The sequence below is a fragment of the Mycetocola sp. Y791 genome, from assembly GCF_059445325.1.
This window is the reverse complement of sequence record NZ_JCAIUC010000004.1, coordinates 401,204-417,892: the sequence shown is the minus strand read 5'-3', so window position 1 is coordinate 417,892 and position 16,689 is coordinate 401,204. Positions and strand designations below refer to the sequence as shown.

Genomic DNA, 16,689 nt, shown 5'->3' with positions numbered 1-16,689 from the left:
CGTGAAAGGGGATCTTCTGGGTAGTGCAGGAGCTATCGCGGGACGACTCGATCCATGAGGCGTGCAGGCAGGAACCGCGCCATTGGCAGTGTGAAGGCAGCATCCGGGCCAAGGCTGTATCGGGTGCGAGGACGCTTGGTGGTGGTGATCTTCGTGATCTTCTTCGCGGCCTGGTCGGCCGTAATCGCCCGCTGCAGAAACGAGGACTGAAAGCTCACGGTCGAAGAGATCAAGCGACCATAGAGGCGTGTGTGCTCGATGTTCATCCCCTCAGCGAGTTTGAGAGAGAGCGGCCCGCTCTTGGCAGCCATCGGGGTCTTCACGCCGCCGGATTGGACGATCACGACCTGGATGCCCTGCGAACCCACTTCCCGGCGCAAGGCATCGCTGGCGGACTCCAACGCGGCCTTGGAGCCGGCATACGCGCCGTAGATGGGCAGAGTGGCCTCCGCGCCGACAGAACTGATGTTTACCACGCGGCCCCGACTGTGCCGCAGCGCGGGCAGCAACGCCTGGATAACCCGGATGTGTCCGAAGAGGTTGACCTCAAACTGCTCCCGCCACAGGTCGAGTGGGAGAACCTCGATAGGAGCGTTGATCTCGATCCCGGCGTTGTTAATCAGCGCACGCAGCAGTCGCCTCTGAGGATCGAGGGCGATTCGGGCGGCGAGCGCGTCGACGTGTTCGGCAACGGTGATGTCCAGCATCACAGGCTCGATACGCTCAGCCCGGATCGCGTCAGCGTCTTCGTCTCGCCTGACCCCGGCGAGGACGTGGTAACCACGAGAAGCGAGCTCGCGGGCGGTGGCAGCCCCGATCCCTGTCGAGGCACCGGAGACGACGATCAGCTCCTCTGCCGTCGTAGTCACCACAGTGCACCGTCCTGAACTGTCATGGACCCCAATGTAGGCACCGACTACTAATGTTGTCAATGCCTACGGCCCCCGGTTATCGTGGTCCCATGAGCGAGCAGACAGAACAGCGCCGGTACCATCACGGAGGACTGCACGCAGCCCTCCTCGAGGCTGCCGAGCGCAGCCTGCGCGAACGAGGCGCTGAGCAGCTCTCCCTGCGCGATCTCGCCCGGGAGGTGGGAGTGAGCCACGGCGCCCCGCGGCGGCACTTCCCGGAGCGCCAGGATCTGCTCGATGCGCTGGCAGAGTCAGGATTCCGTCGTCTCGGCGAGGCCATCCGCCACGCCGTCGCGGACGGAGACGCCGACTTCACCTCCCGGGTCAGTCGCGCGACCTCAGCGTTCGCTAACTTTGCGACGGAGAACCCGGCGCTCCTGGACCTGATGAATGCGACAAAGCACCAGCCGGAGAAGGCAGGGGTCCGACTCTCCGCGGAGAGAGCCTTCGAACCCCTTGTCGACCTGATTCACGAAGGCCAGGACAGTGGCGTCCTTCAGGCTGGTCCCCACGAAAAAATCGGAATCGTTCTTTATGCCACGATCAACGGTCTCGCCACCCTCGTCAACAGCCGGCTCGTTGACGCGGAACAACTGGACGAGCTGACCGAGGCGGCGGTGAATCAGTTCCTCAAGGGAAACTCCCCATAGGACCATGGGGCAGGACGGAGCCCCGATCAATGCTCGTGTTTTTCTCGTCGCTGACGTACCACCGCCGGCTGGCTAGGCGACATGCATGTGGATTCGAACGGTCCCTCTGCAGTCGGCCGGACATTGCGCCGGGGCTGGAGCAGATTGGCCCGGACTCGACGGCCGCAAAGAATGACTGGACCGACAATCAGCGCCACGGAGGCCCTGGTCAGGGAACGGACGCCCACCGCTGTTCGTGTTTGCGCTCGAAACCGTCGAGGAGGATGTCGAGCGCGAACGCGAACTCCTCATCCTCGTCGCAGCTCTCCCCCGCGTGCGGCGCGGTCGTCGCCATGCGAACGATCGCCGGATAGGCGACCGCGAACTCGACCATCGCCTGAGCCCGCTCGTCAGGGTCCTCCGGGACGCTCGGGGTGGGCAACACATCGCGTGTGATCCCCCACATCCTCGTACTCAGGGCGTGCATCGCATGGTGCACGAGGTCGGCGGACAATCCGCCCTCGAACATGATCTCCATGAGGGAGTCCATGTAGGCGAGGATGGTGGGACTGGCGCTGGTCCGCGTCTCGATCGCCGCCTGGGTCCACGTGTGCGCGGACAGGACGTTCCGTGCCGAACGGATGCGGGCGCGCAACGCGAGTTTCCAGGTCAGACCGGGGGCGGGCACCTCGATACTCGCCACGAGGCGGTCCAGCATGCCGTCGATCAACTCCTCGCGGCTTGCGACGTGCTTGTACAGCGCCATCGCGGTGACCCCCAGCGAGTCCGCGAGGCGGCGCATGCTCGTGGACTCAAGGCCCACCTCGTCCGCAACGGCAACGGCGCCGTCGAGTACGCGCGTGCGGTCCAGAGGAGGCCGTGAACGGGTTGTTGACACGTATACAGCGTATACGTAAACTGATGCCGCGTCGGTATACGGCGTACACCGACGACGATCGGCACGCCATGACGACTCACCCGCGCACCTACGCCCGCACCGCCGGCATCCTCTACCTGATCACCCATGTCACGTCGGTGACCGCGGTCGCCGCGTACTCGGCCGACGCCCTCGCTCTGGGCGTGGCACTCGAGCTCATCCTCGCCGCAGGATGCCTCGGCACCGGCCTGTTGCTGTGGCTACTGCTGCGCGATGTGGGGGCCATGCGTGCCGCCACCTTCGCGGGGCTCCGCGCTCTCGAAGCCACCGTCATCTCTGCGGGCACCCTGCCGATGCTGGCGCTGCTGTGGACCGCGGCGAGCGCGCCGCAGGCGCAGGCGTTCATCGCTATGCACACCGCGGCGTTCCTCGTGGGGCAGGGTCTCGTCATTAGCGTAAACACCCTCATCCTGGGCTGGCTACTTCTGGACGCGCGCGTCGTGCCTCGCGCACTGGCGGTGCTCGGTCTCGTCGGTGGCACCGCCGTGCTTGCGAGCAACACGGCACAGCTGTTCGGAGCCATCCCGCAGGGAGGCACGATCGCCGGCCTGTGCGCCCTGCCGGTCTTCGCGTTCGAGATCTGGTTCGCGGTCCACCTCATCGCGGTGGGACTACGGTCGCGAGTCGCGGCACCCGCGGTTGAAGCACCTGCCGCACCGTAACTCCCGGCCCGCTTAGCCGCGTTCGATACGGCGGAGCGCTAATCCTTCTCGCGGGGCGTCATAGCATCCGACGACAGTCACACGTTGAAGCGGAACTCCACCGGGTTACGTTACCGAGCAACCTCTACCAGCGATGCCCACCAGTTGTGTCCCGACGTCGTGAGGTCGCTGCCTGACAAACTAGATTCCATGACAGCAGACCTCAAGCAATGGGAATCCTCCGTCGCCGATCTCTGGGCCAGATTCGACTCCCTCAGCCGTCATGAAGGGGTCAAGGCCATGCGGGAATTGGCTGACGCGTGCCCAGCGCACGACGGCCGGAGCGCATTCGAGCTCGCGAGCATGTACGACTCGATGGGATTCGAAGCTGAGGCAGGCGCGGAGTATGAGCGCGCGCTCGAACTCACCCTCGATGAAGCTCGGCACGCTCAACTCGCGGTGCAGTATGGATCGACTCTGCGCAACCTCGGCCGACTCGATGAAGCCATCGCCGTCTTGAGCGCCGCCCCGACCCACGAATCGACAGGGTCGGCACCTCGTGTCGTGCTGGCCTTGGCGCTTCATAGCGCGGGCCGCAAAGATGAGGCGCTCCGGGTAGCCATCGAGGCGCAAATCGCGGCACTGCCTCAATATCAGCGCTCGATACGCAACTATGCCGCCGCGCTAACCGAGCCAGCGACTCCAGAGGACCCGATTACACGTTGAAGCGGAACTCCACCACGTCGCCATCGGCCATGACGTAGTCCTTGCCCTCCATGCGGGCCTTGCCCTTGGCGCGAGCCTCGGCAACCGAGCCAGCGGCAACGAGGTCATCGAATGAGATGACCTCAGCCTTGATGAAGCCACGCTCGAAGTCCGTGTGGATGACGCCGGCCGCCTGGGGTGCCTTCGCACCCTTCGGAATGGTCCACGCACGTGACTCTTTCGGGCCCGCCGTGAGGTAGGTCTGCAGTCCGAGGGTGTCGAAACCGATGCGCGCGAGCTGGTTCAGGCCCGACTCGGTCTGTCCGGTCGACGCAAGCAACTCTGCAGCGTCTTCCGGATCGAGGTCGATGAGCTCAGACTCGAGCTTGGCATCGAGGAAGATCGCCTTGGCGGGAGCCACCAGAGCGGCGAGCTCGTCAAGCTTGGCCTGGTCCTGCAACACGGCTTCGTCGACGTTGAACACGTAAATGAACGGCTTGGACGTCAGGAGACCGAGCTCCTTGATCGGCTCGAGGTCGAGACCCGAGCTCGACAGCGGCTTGCCGGTGTCGAGGTACTCCCTGGCTGCCTTCGCCGTGGTCAGCACGATCGGGTCAAGCTTCTTGCCCTTGACCTCTTTCTCGAACCGCGACTGCGCCTTTTCCAGCGTCTCGAGGTCGGCGAGGATGAGTTCGGTGTTGATGGTCTCCATGTCACCGGCGGGGTTCACCGCGCCGTCGACGTGCACCACGTCTTCATCGGAGAACGCGCGAATGACCTGCGCGATGGCATCCGCTTCTCGGATGTTGGCGAGGAACTTGTTGCCGAGCCCCTCCCCCTCACTGGCGCCGCGGACGATGCCGGCGATGTCGACGAACGACACGGCTGCGGGCAGGATGCGCTCACTGCCGAAGATCTCGGCGAGCACATCAAGGCGCGAGTCGGGCAGGTTCACCACTCCGATGTTCGGCTCGATCGTGGCAAACGGGTAGTTTGCCGCGAGAACCGCGTTCTTGGTGAGAGCGTTGAAAAGGGTTGACTTGCCGACGTTAGGGAGACCGACGATACCGATAGTTAGAGCCACGGGGGTCTATCGTACCGGGCCAGCCTCCGAGGCTCCTGCGTTGACATCCGTTGCCGGTTCCTGGCTGCGACGAATCGAGCGAGCGGGACGGCTCGTCAGCCACACCCCGCCGATGACGAGGGCACCGCCGAGCACCTGAACGAACGTGATCGGCGTACCCACCGCGAGCGCCATCATCGCTGTGAAGACGGGCATGAGGTTGAGGTAGATCCCGGCCCTGCCCGCGCCGATTTTCTTGACCGAGATGTTCCACAGCATGAGGCTCAGCACCGACGGGAACACCCCGATGTACAGCACACCCCACCAGCCGGCACTGTCGAGTGTGATCGGTCCGCCCACAGTGAGCGCGATCGGGGCAAGGGCGATTGCGGCCATCACCGATTGGACGGCAGCGGATGTCACTGGTGCGGTTGTCAGCGTCCGCCCGAGAATCGTATATGCGGTCCACACAGCCACAGCACCGAGCATGTACAGCCCGCCGATGTTGTACTGGGTGGTGAACACCTCGAGAAGGTTGCCGTGGGTGAGAATCAGCAGCACACCGAGCAGGGAGGTGACCAGTCCGAGGATGCTTGCGCCGCGCATCCGTTCGCGAACGAGCAGCGCGGCGACGACCGCAATCAGTACCGGGTTGGTCGCGCCGACGAGGGCGGCGTTGAGCGCGGTGGTGTGTGCGAGCGCTTCGTAGCTGAACAGGCAGAAGGCGACGAGGCCGAGGGCGGCCTGCAGGAGGTGCATCGGCCACTCCCGGAGCGCGGCACGCCAGTTGGGTTTCTCGATCAGGATCGCGAACACGATCAGGAGCGGTGCGGCGATCGCCCAGCGGATCGCGGTGAGTTGCAGGGGGCTGATGCCGTCGGCGAGCAGATGGCCGACAACGTAGTTGCCCGACCAGAACAGGTTCGCGAGCACGAGGAACAGATACACGCGCCACGAAGCCATTCTCCGATCGTATCGACAATCCGGCTGGCGTTGCCTGCCATGTCGGCGGCCGCTGTCACACTGAAGCCATGGACCCTCTCGCGACCCTTCTGCTCGGAGTTTTACTGGGCGCGGTACTCGGCGTGCTTGCCACGCTGGTTCTCGTCCGCCGCCGCAGGCCAGGGGCAACGATCGACCCGGTGACCGAGGCGCGGCACGAGTCAGAACTGGCCCGTGTGCACGCGTCAGAGGCTGAGCGCCACGCCCAGCTTGCCGAGTTGCTGGCCCGTGCTGAGACGCGCGCGACGGCCCTGCAGGAGCGGATCGACGCCCAGCGCGAGCAATATCAGGATCTCGTGGAGCGCCACCGTCGTGAGCGTGAAGAGGATGCCGAGCGGGCACGCACCGAGAGCAGGGTGCTGCAGGCACTCGCACCGGTTCGCGAGAGCCTCCAGGAGATGCAGCACAAGGTCACCGAACTCGAGGCGCAGCGCAGCAGGCAGCACGGCGAGTTGGCGCAGCAATTGCGGAGTGCCACCGAGTCCGAGGAGCGGCTCCGTTCGACGGCCGAATCGCTGGCATCTGCGCTCAACAACAACTCGACCCGCGGGGTCTGGGGCGAAACCCAGCTGCGAAGTGTGGTCGAGGCTGCGGGGTTGCTGGAGCGGGTCGACTTCGACGTGCAGTCGAGCATCACCTCCGACAGCGGAGCCGGCCGACCGGACATGGTTGTCTACCTCCCCGGCGGCAAGAGCATCGCCGTGGACGCGAAGGTTCCGTTCAGTTCATATATCGAGGCGAGCGCCATCCCGCTGACGGCATCCGAGCCCGAACTCGCGCGTCGCGCCACACTGATGCGGGCGCACGTGAAGGCGGTGCGCGACCACATCGTCACCCTCGGCAGCAAGACGTACTGGAACGGGCTCGACGCGAGCCCCGAGATGGTCATCGCGTTCATCCCGAGCGAGTCGCTTGTGTCGAGTGCGCTCGAGGCCGACCCCACGATCATGGAGTTCGCGTTCAGCAAGCGCGTGGCACTCTCCTCCCCCGTCACACTCTGGTCGGTGCTGAAGACCGTTGCCTTCAGCTGGCAGCAGGATGTCGTCTCGCAAGAAGCGAAGACGCTGTTCGATCTCAGCCGCGAACTGTACGGGCGGCTCGCCACGATGGCCGGGCACATCGACAAGCTCGGGCGGTCGGTGAAGGCAACGGTGAATGACTACAACCGGTTCGTCGGCTCGCTTGAGCGCCAGGTGCTGCCGTCGGCGCGCAAGCTCAACGTGCTCGATGAGTCGAAGACCATCCCGCCGCTCGCCGAGGTGGAAGACGCGGCGCGCGACCTCAGTGCGTTCGAGCTGCTCGGCGAGCTCGAACTCGAGCAGGGCAGGATCACGCAAGACATCCGTGACCGGGCGGCCGACGCACCGCTCACCGAGGCTCCCGACCGCCAGTAGCCGCGGCGGATCTTCGTTGCCGCATCGCGGCATCCGCTCGTATGCCACAGAATGTGGCACAACCCCACGGAATGTTCATCCGTCGCGGATGCCGACCTCAGCACCACAACCCCAACATTCGTGACGGACGAGAACCCGCACCAAACGCGGAGCCGCGCTCATCCGTCGCGGATGCCGACTTCCGCACCACAACCCCAACATTCGTGACGGACGAGAACCCGCACCAAACGCGGAGCCGCGCTCATCCGTCGCGGATGCCGACCTCCGCACCACAACCCCAACACTCGTGACGGACGAGAACCCGCACCAAACGCGGACCGCACTCATCCGTCACCAATGCCGACTCCCGCACCACAACCCCAACATTCGCGACGGACGAGAACCCACACCAAACGCGGAGCCGCACTCATCCGTCGCGGACGCCGACTCCCGCACCACAACCCCCACATTCGTGACGGACGAAATGCCGCACCAAACGCGGAGCCGCGCTCATCCGCCGCGGACGCCGACTCCCGCACCACAACCCCCACATTCGTGACGGACGAGATCCCGCACCGAACGCGCACCGCGCTCATGCGTCGCGGATGCCGACTTCCGCACCACAACCCCAACACTCGTGACGGACGAGAACCCGCACCAAACGCGGAGCCGCGTTCATCCGTCGCGGACGCCGACCTCAGCACCACAACCCCAGCATTCGTGACGGACGAGATGCCCGCACCAAACGCGGAGCCGCGAGCATCCGTCGCGGATGCCGACCTCAGCACCACAACCCCCACATTCGTGACGGACGAGATGCCGCACCAAACGCGCACCGCGCTCATCCGCCGCGGATGCCGCAGCATCCGTTCGTTTGCCACAAAAACGCGGTTGCCCGCCCAGGGCAACCGCGTTTCGTGAGCAATGAAGTGAATCGCGCGCGTACAGAGCGCGTCGCGCAGAAGGGTTACTCCTCCTCGAGCCACTTCGCGGCGAGGTGGTCGGCGGTGATCCGCCGGATCGTGCCCGACTTCGACCGCAGCACCACGCTGTGAGTCCGGATGATCGGTCCCAGCCGTCGAACGCCCTCGACGAGGCCACCATCGGTGACTCCCGTAGCAACGAAGAACGTGTTGTCGCTGTTCACGAGCTCGTGCGCTTCGTAGACGTAGTCCATCTTCAGGCCGGCGTCGATGCCCTTCTGGCGCTCGACGTCATCTTTCGGGGCCATGATCCCCTGGATCAGCCCACCGAGCGCACGCACCGCACACGCCGTGACGATGCCCTCAGGGCTCCCGCCGATGCCGACACACATGTCGATGCGGGTCTCGTAGCGCGCAGCGTTGATGCCACCGGCGACATCGCCGTCGAGCATCAGTCGCGTTCCGGCGCCAGCCGCGCGGATCTCGTCGATGAGCTGTGCGTGTCGCGGCCGGTCGAGGACGGCAACCGTCATGTCACCGACGTCCTTGCCCTTCGCTTTGGCGAGCGCGCGCAGGTTTTCACCGATCGGCTTGCGAATGTCGACGACACCGATGCCCTCGGGCCCTGTGACGATCTTGTCCATGTAGAACACGCTCGACGCGTCGAGCATGGTGCCCCGGTCCGAGACCGCGATGACCGACAGTGCGTTCTGCCGACCGGCAGCGGTCAGGCTCGTACCGTCGATGGGATCAACGGCGATGTCGCAGGCAGGTCCCTGGCCGTTACCGACGCGTTCTCCGTTGAAGAGCATCGGGGCTTCATCTTTTTCGCCCTCTCCGATGACGACGACGCCGTCGAAGTTCACGGTGCCCAGGAACACGCGCATGGCGTCAACGGCGGCTCCGTCCGCGGCGAGTTTGTCGCCACGGCCGATGTACGGCACGGCACGGATGGCCGCAGCCTCGGTCGCGCGAACCAGCTCGAGGGCGAGGTTCCTGTCGGGGTGGTGGAAGAGAGGGGCGGTGTCTGTCTCGGTCACATTGGTCCTTTATCGAAAACGGCGGTGGTTGCGATGGCGGGCTCGCTGTGTGCCCTTCCACCCTAACCGGGAGGACTGGTATCGGCGCGGTACTGGGGCACAGCCGCGCAAATGTGCAGCGCTGCCCGCCCCCGAGTGCGCTGCTCGGACAGAAGTGGCTGCGGCCGTCTTTGCTCGGCCTCAAACGGCGGTAAGTCGTCGGGTTGGGCGACCGTTTTTGGCCGAGCAGCGCGGCGAAACCCCTCGACGACAGCCCGGATCTGCCGCGACCCCCGCACCCTCAGTAAGCTAGCAACGAAGACAACCCCTCTCTCAAGGAGCAGTTATGCCCGTCGCAACCCCAGAGCAGTACGCCGAGATGCTCGACACCGCCAAGGCGAAAGGCTTCGCCTTTCCCGCGTTCAACGTGTCCAGCTCGCAGACCATCAACGCCGTACTGCAGGGCCTGACCGAGGCCGGCTCTGACGGCATCATCCAGGTCACCACAGGTGGAGCCGACTATTTCGCCGGCCACACGGTCAAGAACCGCGCCGCCGGCGCCATCGCTTTCGCGAAGTTCGCCACGGAGGTGGCGAAGAACTACCCCATCACCGTTGCCCTGCACACCGACCACTGCCCGAAGGACGCACTCGACGGATTCGTCCTGCCGCTCATCGAGGCATCCGAGGAAGAAGTGAAGGCGGGCAACAACCCCCTCTTCCAGTCGCACATGTGGGACGGCTCGGCAGTTCCGCTCACCGAGAACCTCGAGATCGCCAAGGACATGATCAAGCGCACTCGCGCGATCAACGCCATCCTCGAGGTGGAAATCGGAGTCGTCGGCGGTGAAGAAGACGGCGTCAGCCACGACATCAACGAACACCTCTACACGACACTCGACGACGCCATCGCGACCGTTGAAGCGCTCGGCCTCGGCGACAAGGGCCGCTACATGGCCGCCCTCACCTTCGGCAACGTGCACGGCGTCTACAAGCCAGGCAACGTGAAGCTCAAGCCGGAACTCCTCAAGGAGATCCAGGACGGCATCGCCGCGAAGTACGGCACCGCCGCCAAGCCGCTCGACCTCGTCTTCCACGGTGGATCCGGATCGACGGATGCCGAAATCGCGGAAGCCGTCGCCAACGGTGTCGTCAAGATGAACATCGACACCGACACTCAGTACGCGTTCACCCGCTCGATCGCTGACTACATGTTCAAGAACTACGACGGCGTCCTCAAGATCGACGGCGAAGTGGGCAACAAGAAGCTCTACGACCCGCGCGCCTGGGGCAAGGTCGCCGAAAGCGGCATGGCTGCACGCGTGGTCGAGGCCACCCGCCAGCTCGGTTCAGCCGGACACGCGATCCGCTAGACAGTGCAGTAAACAGATAACGCTGTTAACTGACGGATGCCCCGACCTCCTGGTCGGGGCATCCGTCAGTTAACGACGAACGTGCGTCAGCCGGCGGCACTCATCTGGTTGACGTACTCCATGAATGCCGGGTCGGCGCTCATCGCCACAGCGATCGCAGCGATAACGACGATGTTCGCGATCACTCCAGCGACGAGAGGGATCCACCACGCGAGCTTTCCGCGGCGGAGGGTGCGCACTGACAGCCAGAGCGCGAGTCCCCAGACAACGACCTGGGTGATGAGCGCACCCCAGCCGAGGGAAAACGCGAGGTCATCCGTGGTGAAGTCGCCAATCCCCAGTTGAGTGAAGGCCGGGCCGATGGCCGCCGGCAGGTTCATCAGCGCCGGCAGGGTCATGAAAGCGGTGATCAGGCCGAGGCCGAGCAGCGCGATTGTCGCGAACCTGTCACCAGCGGACGGTACGACCCGTCCGCCTTCCTTGAGTCGCGTATCGTCTCGTCCGGCGCCACGCGAGGCGGCGTCCGGGGACCCGGCGTTGTGACGGGACGTCTCAGGACGCTGCGCGCCCTGAACAGTGATGTGGCTCGAGGGAGACACCTGCGACTGGACGGGGACCGACTCGACGTCGTCGAGCGGCACCTTGATCGCGTTCCTCTGCGCCTCAGGTGTCGCGTACTCGCCGAACTGCGGCCGTGGCCGTTCGTTGTCGCTCATCAGCGCCGTCCTCCGAGCGCGCGCTCTTCGCGCGCACCCTTCAGGTTCGTTCGAAGTTCCTTCGGCAGCGAGAACATGAGGTCCTCCTCAGCCGTCTTCACTTCTTCAACATCGCGGTAACCGGCACCCGACAGGTCAGCGAGCACCTCGTCGACGAGTACCTCGGGAACGGACGCACCGCTCGTAACACCGACGGTTTCGACTCCGTCGAGCCATTCCTGCCGGATCTCGCTGGCGTAGTCGACGCGGTATGCCGCCTTCGCGCCGTACTCGAGCGCGACCTCAACGAGGCGCACCGAGTTCGACGAGTTTGCGGAACCGACGACGATCACGAGGTCGGCGTTCTCGGCGACTTTCTTGATCGCGACCTGGCGGTTCTGTGTCGCATAGCAAATGTCGTCGCTGGGCGGATCCTGCAGGTTCGGGAACCGGGCACGGAGGCGGCGGACCGTCTCCATGGTCTCGTCGACGCTCAGCGTGGTCTGTGACAGCCAGACAACCCTGTCGGGGTCACGCACCTGGACGGTGTCTGCCTCATCGGGGCTGCCGACGAGGGTCGTGTGCTCGGGTGCCTCGCCCGCTGTGCCCTCGACTTCCTCATGGCCTTCGTGACCGATGAGCAGAATCTCAAAATCGTCGCGGGCGAACCGGACGGCTTCCCTGTGCACCTTCGTCACGAGCGGGCAGGTGGCGTCAATGGCTTTGAGGCCGCGGTCGGCCGCTGCGTTCACGACGGCAGGTGAGACGCCGTGCGCGCTGAAGACGATGTGGGCTCCAGCGGGTACTTCGTCAACTTCCTCAACGAAGATCGCGCCCTGCTCCTCGAGCGTCGACACAACGTGGACGTTGTGGACGATCTGCTTGCGGACGTAGACCGGAGCGCCGTAGTGCTCGATCGCCTTCTCGACAGCGATGACAGCCCGGTCGACACCGGCGCAGTAGCCGCGTGGAGCAGCGAGCAACACCCTCTTGTGTCCGACGACCGGGGTATCCTTGAGCCTCGAACGCACGCCGGGGATCCTCGGCATGGGCAGGCTGACAGTTACGTTACTCACGTAACGATTCTAGGCCGCTCGCACTGTGCAGAGGCTGGATGAGGCTGAGGAGCGAATAGATGGCGACGGAACCGGCGACGGCAGAGAAACCGTGGCCGGTGGGGCTGCTCAGCTCCAAGATCCGTGACTACATCGACAGGCTCGGCACTGTCTGGGTCGAGGGCGAGATTTCCCAGTGGGGAATCTCGGGCGGAAACATCTACGGCAAGCTCAAAGACGTCGACGGTGACGCGACGGTGAGCTTCACCGTCTGGTCGTCGGTGCGCGCCAAGCTGCCCGACGATCTGAAACACGGCGACCGCGTCATCGCACTGATCAAGCCCAACTACTGGATCAAGGGCGGCAGCCTCACGATGCAGGTCTTCCAGATGAAGCACGTTGGGCTCGGCGACATGCTCGAACGCCTGGAGCGGCTTCGACGACAACTGGCGAGCGAGGGGCTCTTCGACGCCGGCCGCAAGAAGCGCCTTCCCTTCCTGCCCCACTGCATCGGACTCATCACGGGCAAGGACTCCGACGCCGAGAAAGACGTCATCCGCAACGCGCAGCTGCGCTGGCCTGCCGTCGACTTTCGGGTGGTCCACGCCGCCGTCCAGGGGGACCGCACCGTGCCAGAGGTGGTCTCGGCGTTGAAGACGCTCGATACCGACCCGAGGGTCGACGTCATCATCGTGGCTCGCGGCGGCGGCGACTTCCAGAACCTCCTCGGCTTCAGCGACGAACGCGTCGTCCGCGCCGCAGCCGCCTGCTCCACTCCGATCGTGAGCGCCATCGGCCACGAGGCCGACCGTCCCTTGTTCGACGACGTCGCCGACCTGAGGGCATCGACCCCAACGGATGCCGCCAAGCGCGTGGTCCCCGACGTCACCGAAGAGTTGTCCAGGGTCCAGCAGGCCCGCACCCGCCTCACGATGAGACTGACCGGGTTCCTCAGCAACGAAACCGCGAGGGTGGACGCCATTCGCTCACGTCCGGCGCTGTCGTCATCGTCGTGGATCATCGACGCCCGCGCGCAGGAACTCACCAGGTACGTGGCCCGCGGCACCGAACTCATCGAGCGGGCCCTCGACCACGAATCGCGGACGACAGCCGAACTCAAGGCGCACCTCAAGGCGTTGTCGCCGCAGCGCACCCTCGATCGTGGCTACGCGATCGCCCAGGACCCCGACGGCCATGTCATACGATCGGCGGCCGACGCTCCGACCGGAACCAGGTTCACCCTCACCCTCGCCGACGGAGCCATCGCCGCGTCGAGCGAAGGCGCTCTCGAATTGGGCACTCCAGCCCGCGGTTAGGATGGACTCATGCCAGAAAACCCCGAGGTTTCCAGCCTCAGCTATGAGCAGGCGCGCGACGAACTGATGCGCGTCGTCGCCGAACTCGAACAGGGTTCATCGACCCTCGAGCAGTCCCTCGCCCTCTGGGAGCGCGGCGAAGCTCTCGCCCAGCGCTGCGAAGACTGGCTGATTGGCGCCAAGGCGCGCCTCGACGCAGCACGGGCTGCCGCAAGCACTTCGGGGCACCCCTCAGAATGAGCCGCCAGCGTCCCCCTCGGGTCGTCGCCGAACTCGGCAGACCCGAAACCCCTGAGGAAACCGCAGCACGCAAGGCGGAGAACTCCCGCAAGTACCGCGGTGCCAAAACGGTCAACAATCTCGTCTATTCGCTTCTCGTCACCGTCGGCCTTGTCGTCGTCATTGTGCTCGCCGTCCCACGGTCCGACACTCCCGTGTACGAGAGCGTCGACTACAACTCGGTCGCCGAGGAAGCACAGAACTCATATCCCCAGCCGCTCGCAAATCCCGACCTGCCCGGTTCCTGGACGTCGAACCGCGCTGACGTCGGCAAGACCGACGGGGTGCGCAGCTGGAATATCGGGCTGATCTCACCGTCAGACCAGTTCATTGGGATCACCCAGGGTTTTGACGCCAACGAGACCTGGGTCGCCCAACAGCTCAAACAGTCCCTCGCGTCCTCGACAGAGTCGATCGCTGGCATCGAGTGGACCGTTTACGACAACCGCGACGACACCGACGGATACGGCAACGTGCATTACGCACTGACCACCGTCGCGGGCGACAGCACCTTCCTCATCTTCGGCACGGGATCGGACGCTGAGTTCCGGGCCGTCGCCGAAGCCATCTCCGGTGATGTCACCGCCAACCTCGAGTCAGGAGACCGCTGATGCCCACAACGCGACCTACGAAAGCCTGGGAAGTCATGATGCGCGGCAACGCGCGCTTCGTTGCCGGTGAGCCGCTGCATCCGCGCCAGGACGTCGAACGCCGCGAGTCCCTCGCGCACGCACAGACGCCGGACGTCGTGCTCTTCGGCTGCTCCGACTCGCGCCTGGCGGCAGAGATCATCTTCGACAAGGGCCTCGGTGACCTCTTCGTCGTGCGCAACGCCGGACAGGTCATCTCTGACTCGGTCGTCGGCTCCATCGAGTACGCCGTCGGCGTGCTCGGTGTTCCGCTCATCGTTGTCCTCGGACACGACGAGTGCGGTGCCGTTCGCGCCGCCATCGACTCGATCGCGTCGGACGCCCCGCCGCTCCCCCACCACATCTACAACCTGATCCGCCAGATCGTCCCCGCTGTCAAGCGCGTCACCGGCGGCAACGGAGTGAACCCCGCCGAGGTCGACGCGAGTGAAGTAGGCCGCGAACACCTCAGGGACACGGTTGCCGAGCTGCTCGAGCGCTCTGAGATGATTAGTGACGCGGTCGCCAGTGGCGTTCTCGGCATCGTCGGCGCGAATTACAAACTGCTCGAGGGCACTGCCGTTCCCGACATCATCATCGGCAACATCTCAACCACCGACATCGACGCAAAGTAGCGTCACAACCACGAGGAGACTGACCGTGTCAGATACAACCGAGTACCGCATCGAACACGACACGATGGGTGAGGTTCGCGTACCTCGATCTGCACTGTACGGTGCCCAGACCCAGCGCGCCGTCGAGAACTTCCCGATCTCTGGCTCCGGACTGGAGTCGACCCAGATCGCGGCCCTCGCCCGGATCAAGAAGGCGGCTGCGGCAGCAAACGCGCGACTCGGCGTGCTCGATGCCGCCATCGCGGATGCCATCGGCAGCGCTGCTGACGAGGTCATCGCCGGCACCCACGACGACCAGTTCCCGATCGACGTCTACCAGACGGGCTCCGGCACCTCGTCGAACATGAACATGAACGAGGTCCTCGCGAGCCTCGCTTCAACCCGACTCGGATCGCCGGTTCACCCCAACGACCACGTGAACTGCTCGCAGTCGTCGAACGACGTCTTCCCGACCTCGGTACACATCGCCGTCACGAGCGCTCTCATCGATGACCTCATCCCCGCGCTCGACCACCTCGCCGTTGCCCTCGAAGCGAAGGCCGAGCTGTGGAAGAGCGCCGTCAAATCCGGCCGCACGCACCTCATGGACGCGACGCCGGTCACCCTCGGCCAGGAGTTCGGCGGGTACGCCCGTCAGATCCGGCTCGGCATCGAGCGCATCCGTACCGCGCTCCCCCGGGTCGCTGAAGTTCCGCTCGGCGGCACGGCGGTCGGCACGGGAATCAACACACCGGCCGGCTTCCCGCAGCTCGTCATCCAGTTGCTCGTCGATGACACCGAACTGCCGATCACCGAGGCAGCCGACCACTTCGAAGCGCAGGCGAACCGCGACGGCCTCGTCGAGGCATCCGGTGCCCTCCGCACCATCGCCGTGAGCATCACCAAGATCTGCAACGACCTGCGCTGGATGGGCTCGGGCCCCAACACCGGTCTCGGCGAACTCAACATTCCCGACCTCCAGCCGGGCTCATCGATCATGCCTGGCAAGGTCAACCCGGTGATCCCCGAGGCTGTGCTCATGGTCGCATCGCGGGTCATCGGAAACGACGCAACCATCGCGTGGAGCGGCGCATCGGGCTCGTTCGAGCTCAACGTGCAGATCCCCGTGATGGGAACCGCGCTGCTCGAGTCGATTCGGCTCCTCACCAACGCGAGCCGTGTGCTCGCCGACAAGACCATCGACGGTCTCGAGGCGAACATCGAGCGGGCCGCGGAACTCGCGGGAATGTCGCCGTCGATCGTCACGCCGCTGAACAAGATCATCGGCTACGAAAAGGCCGCGAAGATCGCCAAGTACTCCGTCGCCGAGGGCGTCACCGTACGCGAGGCCGTCGTCGCGCTCGGCTTTGTCGAGCGTGGAGACATCACCGAGGAGCAGCTGGACTCAGCCCTCGACCTGTTGTCGATGACCCACCCGGGCTAGTTCCGAGAACAGAAAAGCCGGCCGGAGGGATCCCCTCTCGGCCGGCTTTTCTGTTGATGCGGCTCGTTGTGCGCGGCTTGTT

18 protein-coding genes are annotated in these 16,689 nt (G+C 64.9%); 11 read left to right on the top strand and 7 right to left on the bottom strand.

Annotation, left to right across the window (positions count from 1 at the left end):
* Positions 1-32 precede the first annotated feature (32 nt).
* Entirely contained in the window at positions 33-869 is an 837-nt protein-coding gene (locus tag AC1C2N_RS15050; protein WP_483404622.1) for an SDR family NAD(P)-dependent oxidoreductase, read from the bottom strand.
* 92 nt (positions 870-961) lie between these two features.
* Here AC1C2N_RS15050 and AC1C2N_RS15045 point away from each other — a divergent pair, with 92 nt between their 5' ends.
* Complete coding sequence (locus AC1C2N_RS15045; protein ID WP_483404623.1) at positions 962-1,561, top strand: TetR/AcrR family transcriptional regulator; 600 nt, start codon at positions 962-964, stop codon at positions 1,559-1,561.
* A gap of 208 nt (positions 1,562-1,769) precedes the next feature.
* On the opposite strand, the gene AC1C2N_RS15040 is transcribed toward AC1C2N_RS15045, so the two are convergent.
* Positions 1,770-2,438: a TetR/AcrR family transcriptional regulator C-terminal domain-containing protein gene (locus AC1C2N_RS15040; protein WP_483404624.1), complete on the bottom strand. Its 669-nt coding sequence runs from the start codon at positions 2,436-2,438 to the stop codon at positions 1,770-1,772.
* A 23-nt stretch (positions 2,439-2,461) separates the two neighbouring features.
* Between AC1C2N_RS15040 and AC1C2N_RS15035 the strand changes: the two genes are divergently transcribed.
* Positions 2,462-3,139 (top strand): DUF4386 domain-containing protein, encoded by a 678-nt coding sequence (locus tag AC1C2N_RS15035; RefSeq protein ID WP_483404625.1) that lies wholly within the window; start codon positions 2,462-2,464, stop codon positions 3,137-3,139.
* Between the two features lie 189 nt (positions 3,140-3,328).
* Complete coding sequence (locus AC1C2N_RS15030) at positions 3,329-3,844, top strand: tetratricopeptide repeat protein (protein ID WP_483404626.1); 516 nt, start codon at positions 3,329-3,331, stop codon at positions 3,842-3,844.
* Here AC1C2N_RS15030 and ychF read toward each other — a convergent pair.
* Both ychF and AC1C2N_RS15020 read right to left on the bottom strand, forming a co-directional pair.
* Entirely contained in the window at positions 3,834-4,907 is a 1,074-nt protein-coding gene (gene ychF, locus AC1C2N_RS15025) for a redox-regulated ATPase YchF (protein WP_483404627.1), read from the bottom strand. The two genes, AC1C2N_RS15030 and ychF, sit on opposite strands and share 11 nt — an antisense overlap.
* Before the next feature lie 6 nt (positions 4,908-4,913).
* Complete coding sequence (locus AC1C2N_RS15020; protein ID WP_495434424.1) at positions 4,914-5,849, bottom strand: DMT family transporter; 936 nt, start codon at positions 5,847-5,849, stop codon at positions 4,914-4,916.
* Positions 5,850-5,917: 68 nt separating this feature from the next.
* Between AC1C2N_RS15020 and AC1C2N_RS15015 the strand changes: the two genes are divergently transcribed.
* Positions 5,918-7,282 carry a DNA recombination protein RmuC gene (locus AC1C2N_RS15015; protein WP_495434423.1) on the top strand — a complete coding sequence of 455 codons (1,365 nt, stop codon included), beginning with the start codon at positions 5,918-5,920 and terminating at the stop codon, positions 7,280-7,282.
* A gap of 534 nt (positions 7,283-7,816) precedes the next feature.
* The gene (locus AC1C2N_RS15010) at positions 7,817-8,182 is read left to right on the top strand and encodes a hypothetical protein (protein WP_495434422.1); all 366 of its coding nucleotides are present in this window, start codon (positions 7,817-7,819) and stop codon (positions 8,180-8,182) included.
* A gap of 46 nt (positions 8,183-8,228) precedes the next feature.
* Here the strand turns inward: AC1C2N_RS15010 and glpX are convergent, their stop codons facing one another.
* The gene (gene glpX, locus AC1C2N_RS15005) at positions 8,229-9,224 is read right to left on the bottom strand and encodes a class II fructose-bisphosphatase (RefSeq protein WP_483404630.1); all 996 of its coding nucleotides are present in this window, start codon (positions 9,222-9,224) and stop codon (positions 8,229-8,231) included.
* Positions 9,225-9,549: 325 nt separating this feature from the next.
* On the opposite strand from glpX, the gene fbaA reads away from it, so the two are divergent.
* Positions 9,550-10,575: a class II fructose-bisphosphate aldolase gene (fbaA, locus tag AC1C2N_RS15000; RefSeq protein WP_483404631.1), complete on the top strand. Its 1,026-nt coding sequence runs from the start codon at positions 9,550-9,552 to the stop codon at positions 10,573-10,575.
* Between the two features lie 86 nt (positions 10,576-10,661).
* Here the strand turns inward: fbaA and AC1C2N_RS14995 are convergent, their stop codons facing one another.
* Positions 10,662-11,291: a DUF6264 family protein gene (locus tag AC1C2N_RS14995; RefSeq protein ID WP_495434421.1), complete on the bottom strand. Its 630-nt coding sequence runs from the start codon at positions 11,289-11,291 to the stop codon at positions 10,662-10,664.
* Positions 11,291-12,319, bottom strand: a complete 1,029-nt coding sequence (locus AC1C2N_RS14990) for a 4-hydroxy-3-methylbut-2-enyl diphosphate reductase (protein ID WP_483404977.1) — start codon at positions 12,317-12,319, stop codon at positions 11,291-11,293. Before AC1C2N_RS14990 ends, AC1C2N_RS14995 begins: the two co-directional genes overlap by 1 nt.
* 86 nt (positions 12,320-12,405) lie before the next feature.
* On the opposite strand from AC1C2N_RS14990, the gene xseA reads away from it, so the two are divergent.
* Genes xseA through AC1C2N_RS14965 form a run of 5 tightly spaced genes read left to right on the top strand, consistent with a single transcriptional unit; the run spans position 12,406 to position 16,607 of the window.
* Complete coding sequence (gene xseA, locus AC1C2N_RS14985; RefSeq protein ID WP_495434420.1) at positions 12,406-13,641, top strand: exodeoxyribonuclease VII large subunit; 1,236 nt, start codon at positions 12,406-12,408, stop codon at positions 13,639-13,641.
* A gap of 9 nt (positions 13,642-13,650) precedes the next feature.
* Positions 13,651-13,881, top strand: a complete 231-nt coding sequence (locus AC1C2N_RS14980) for an exodeoxyribonuclease VII small subunit (RefSeq protein ID WP_483404634.1) — start codon at positions 13,651-13,653, stop codon at positions 13,879-13,881.
* Positions 13,878-14,531 carry a DUF4245 domain-containing protein gene (locus tag AC1C2N_RS14975; protein ID WP_483404635.1) on the top strand — a complete coding sequence of 218 codons (654 nt, stop codon included), beginning with the start codon at positions 13,878-13,880 and terminating at the stop codon, positions 14,529-14,531. The genes AC1C2N_RS14980 and AC1C2N_RS14975 overlap by 4 nt, the downstream gene beginning before the upstream one ends.
* Entirely contained in the window at positions 14,531-15,184 is a 654-nt protein-coding gene (locus tag AC1C2N_RS14970) for a carbonic anhydrase (RefSeq protein WP_483404636.1), read from the top strand. The genes AC1C2N_RS14975 and AC1C2N_RS14970 overlap by 1 nt, the downstream gene beginning before the upstream one ends.
* 25 nt (positions 15,185-15,209) lie before the next feature.
* Positions 15,210-16,607, top strand: coding sequence for a class II fumarate hydratase (locus AC1C2N_RS14965; RefSeq protein ID WP_483404637.1), 1,398 nt, complete (start codon positions 15,210-15,212; stop codon positions 16,605-16,607).
* The last annotated feature ends 82 nt before the right edge of the window (positions 16,608-16,689 follow it).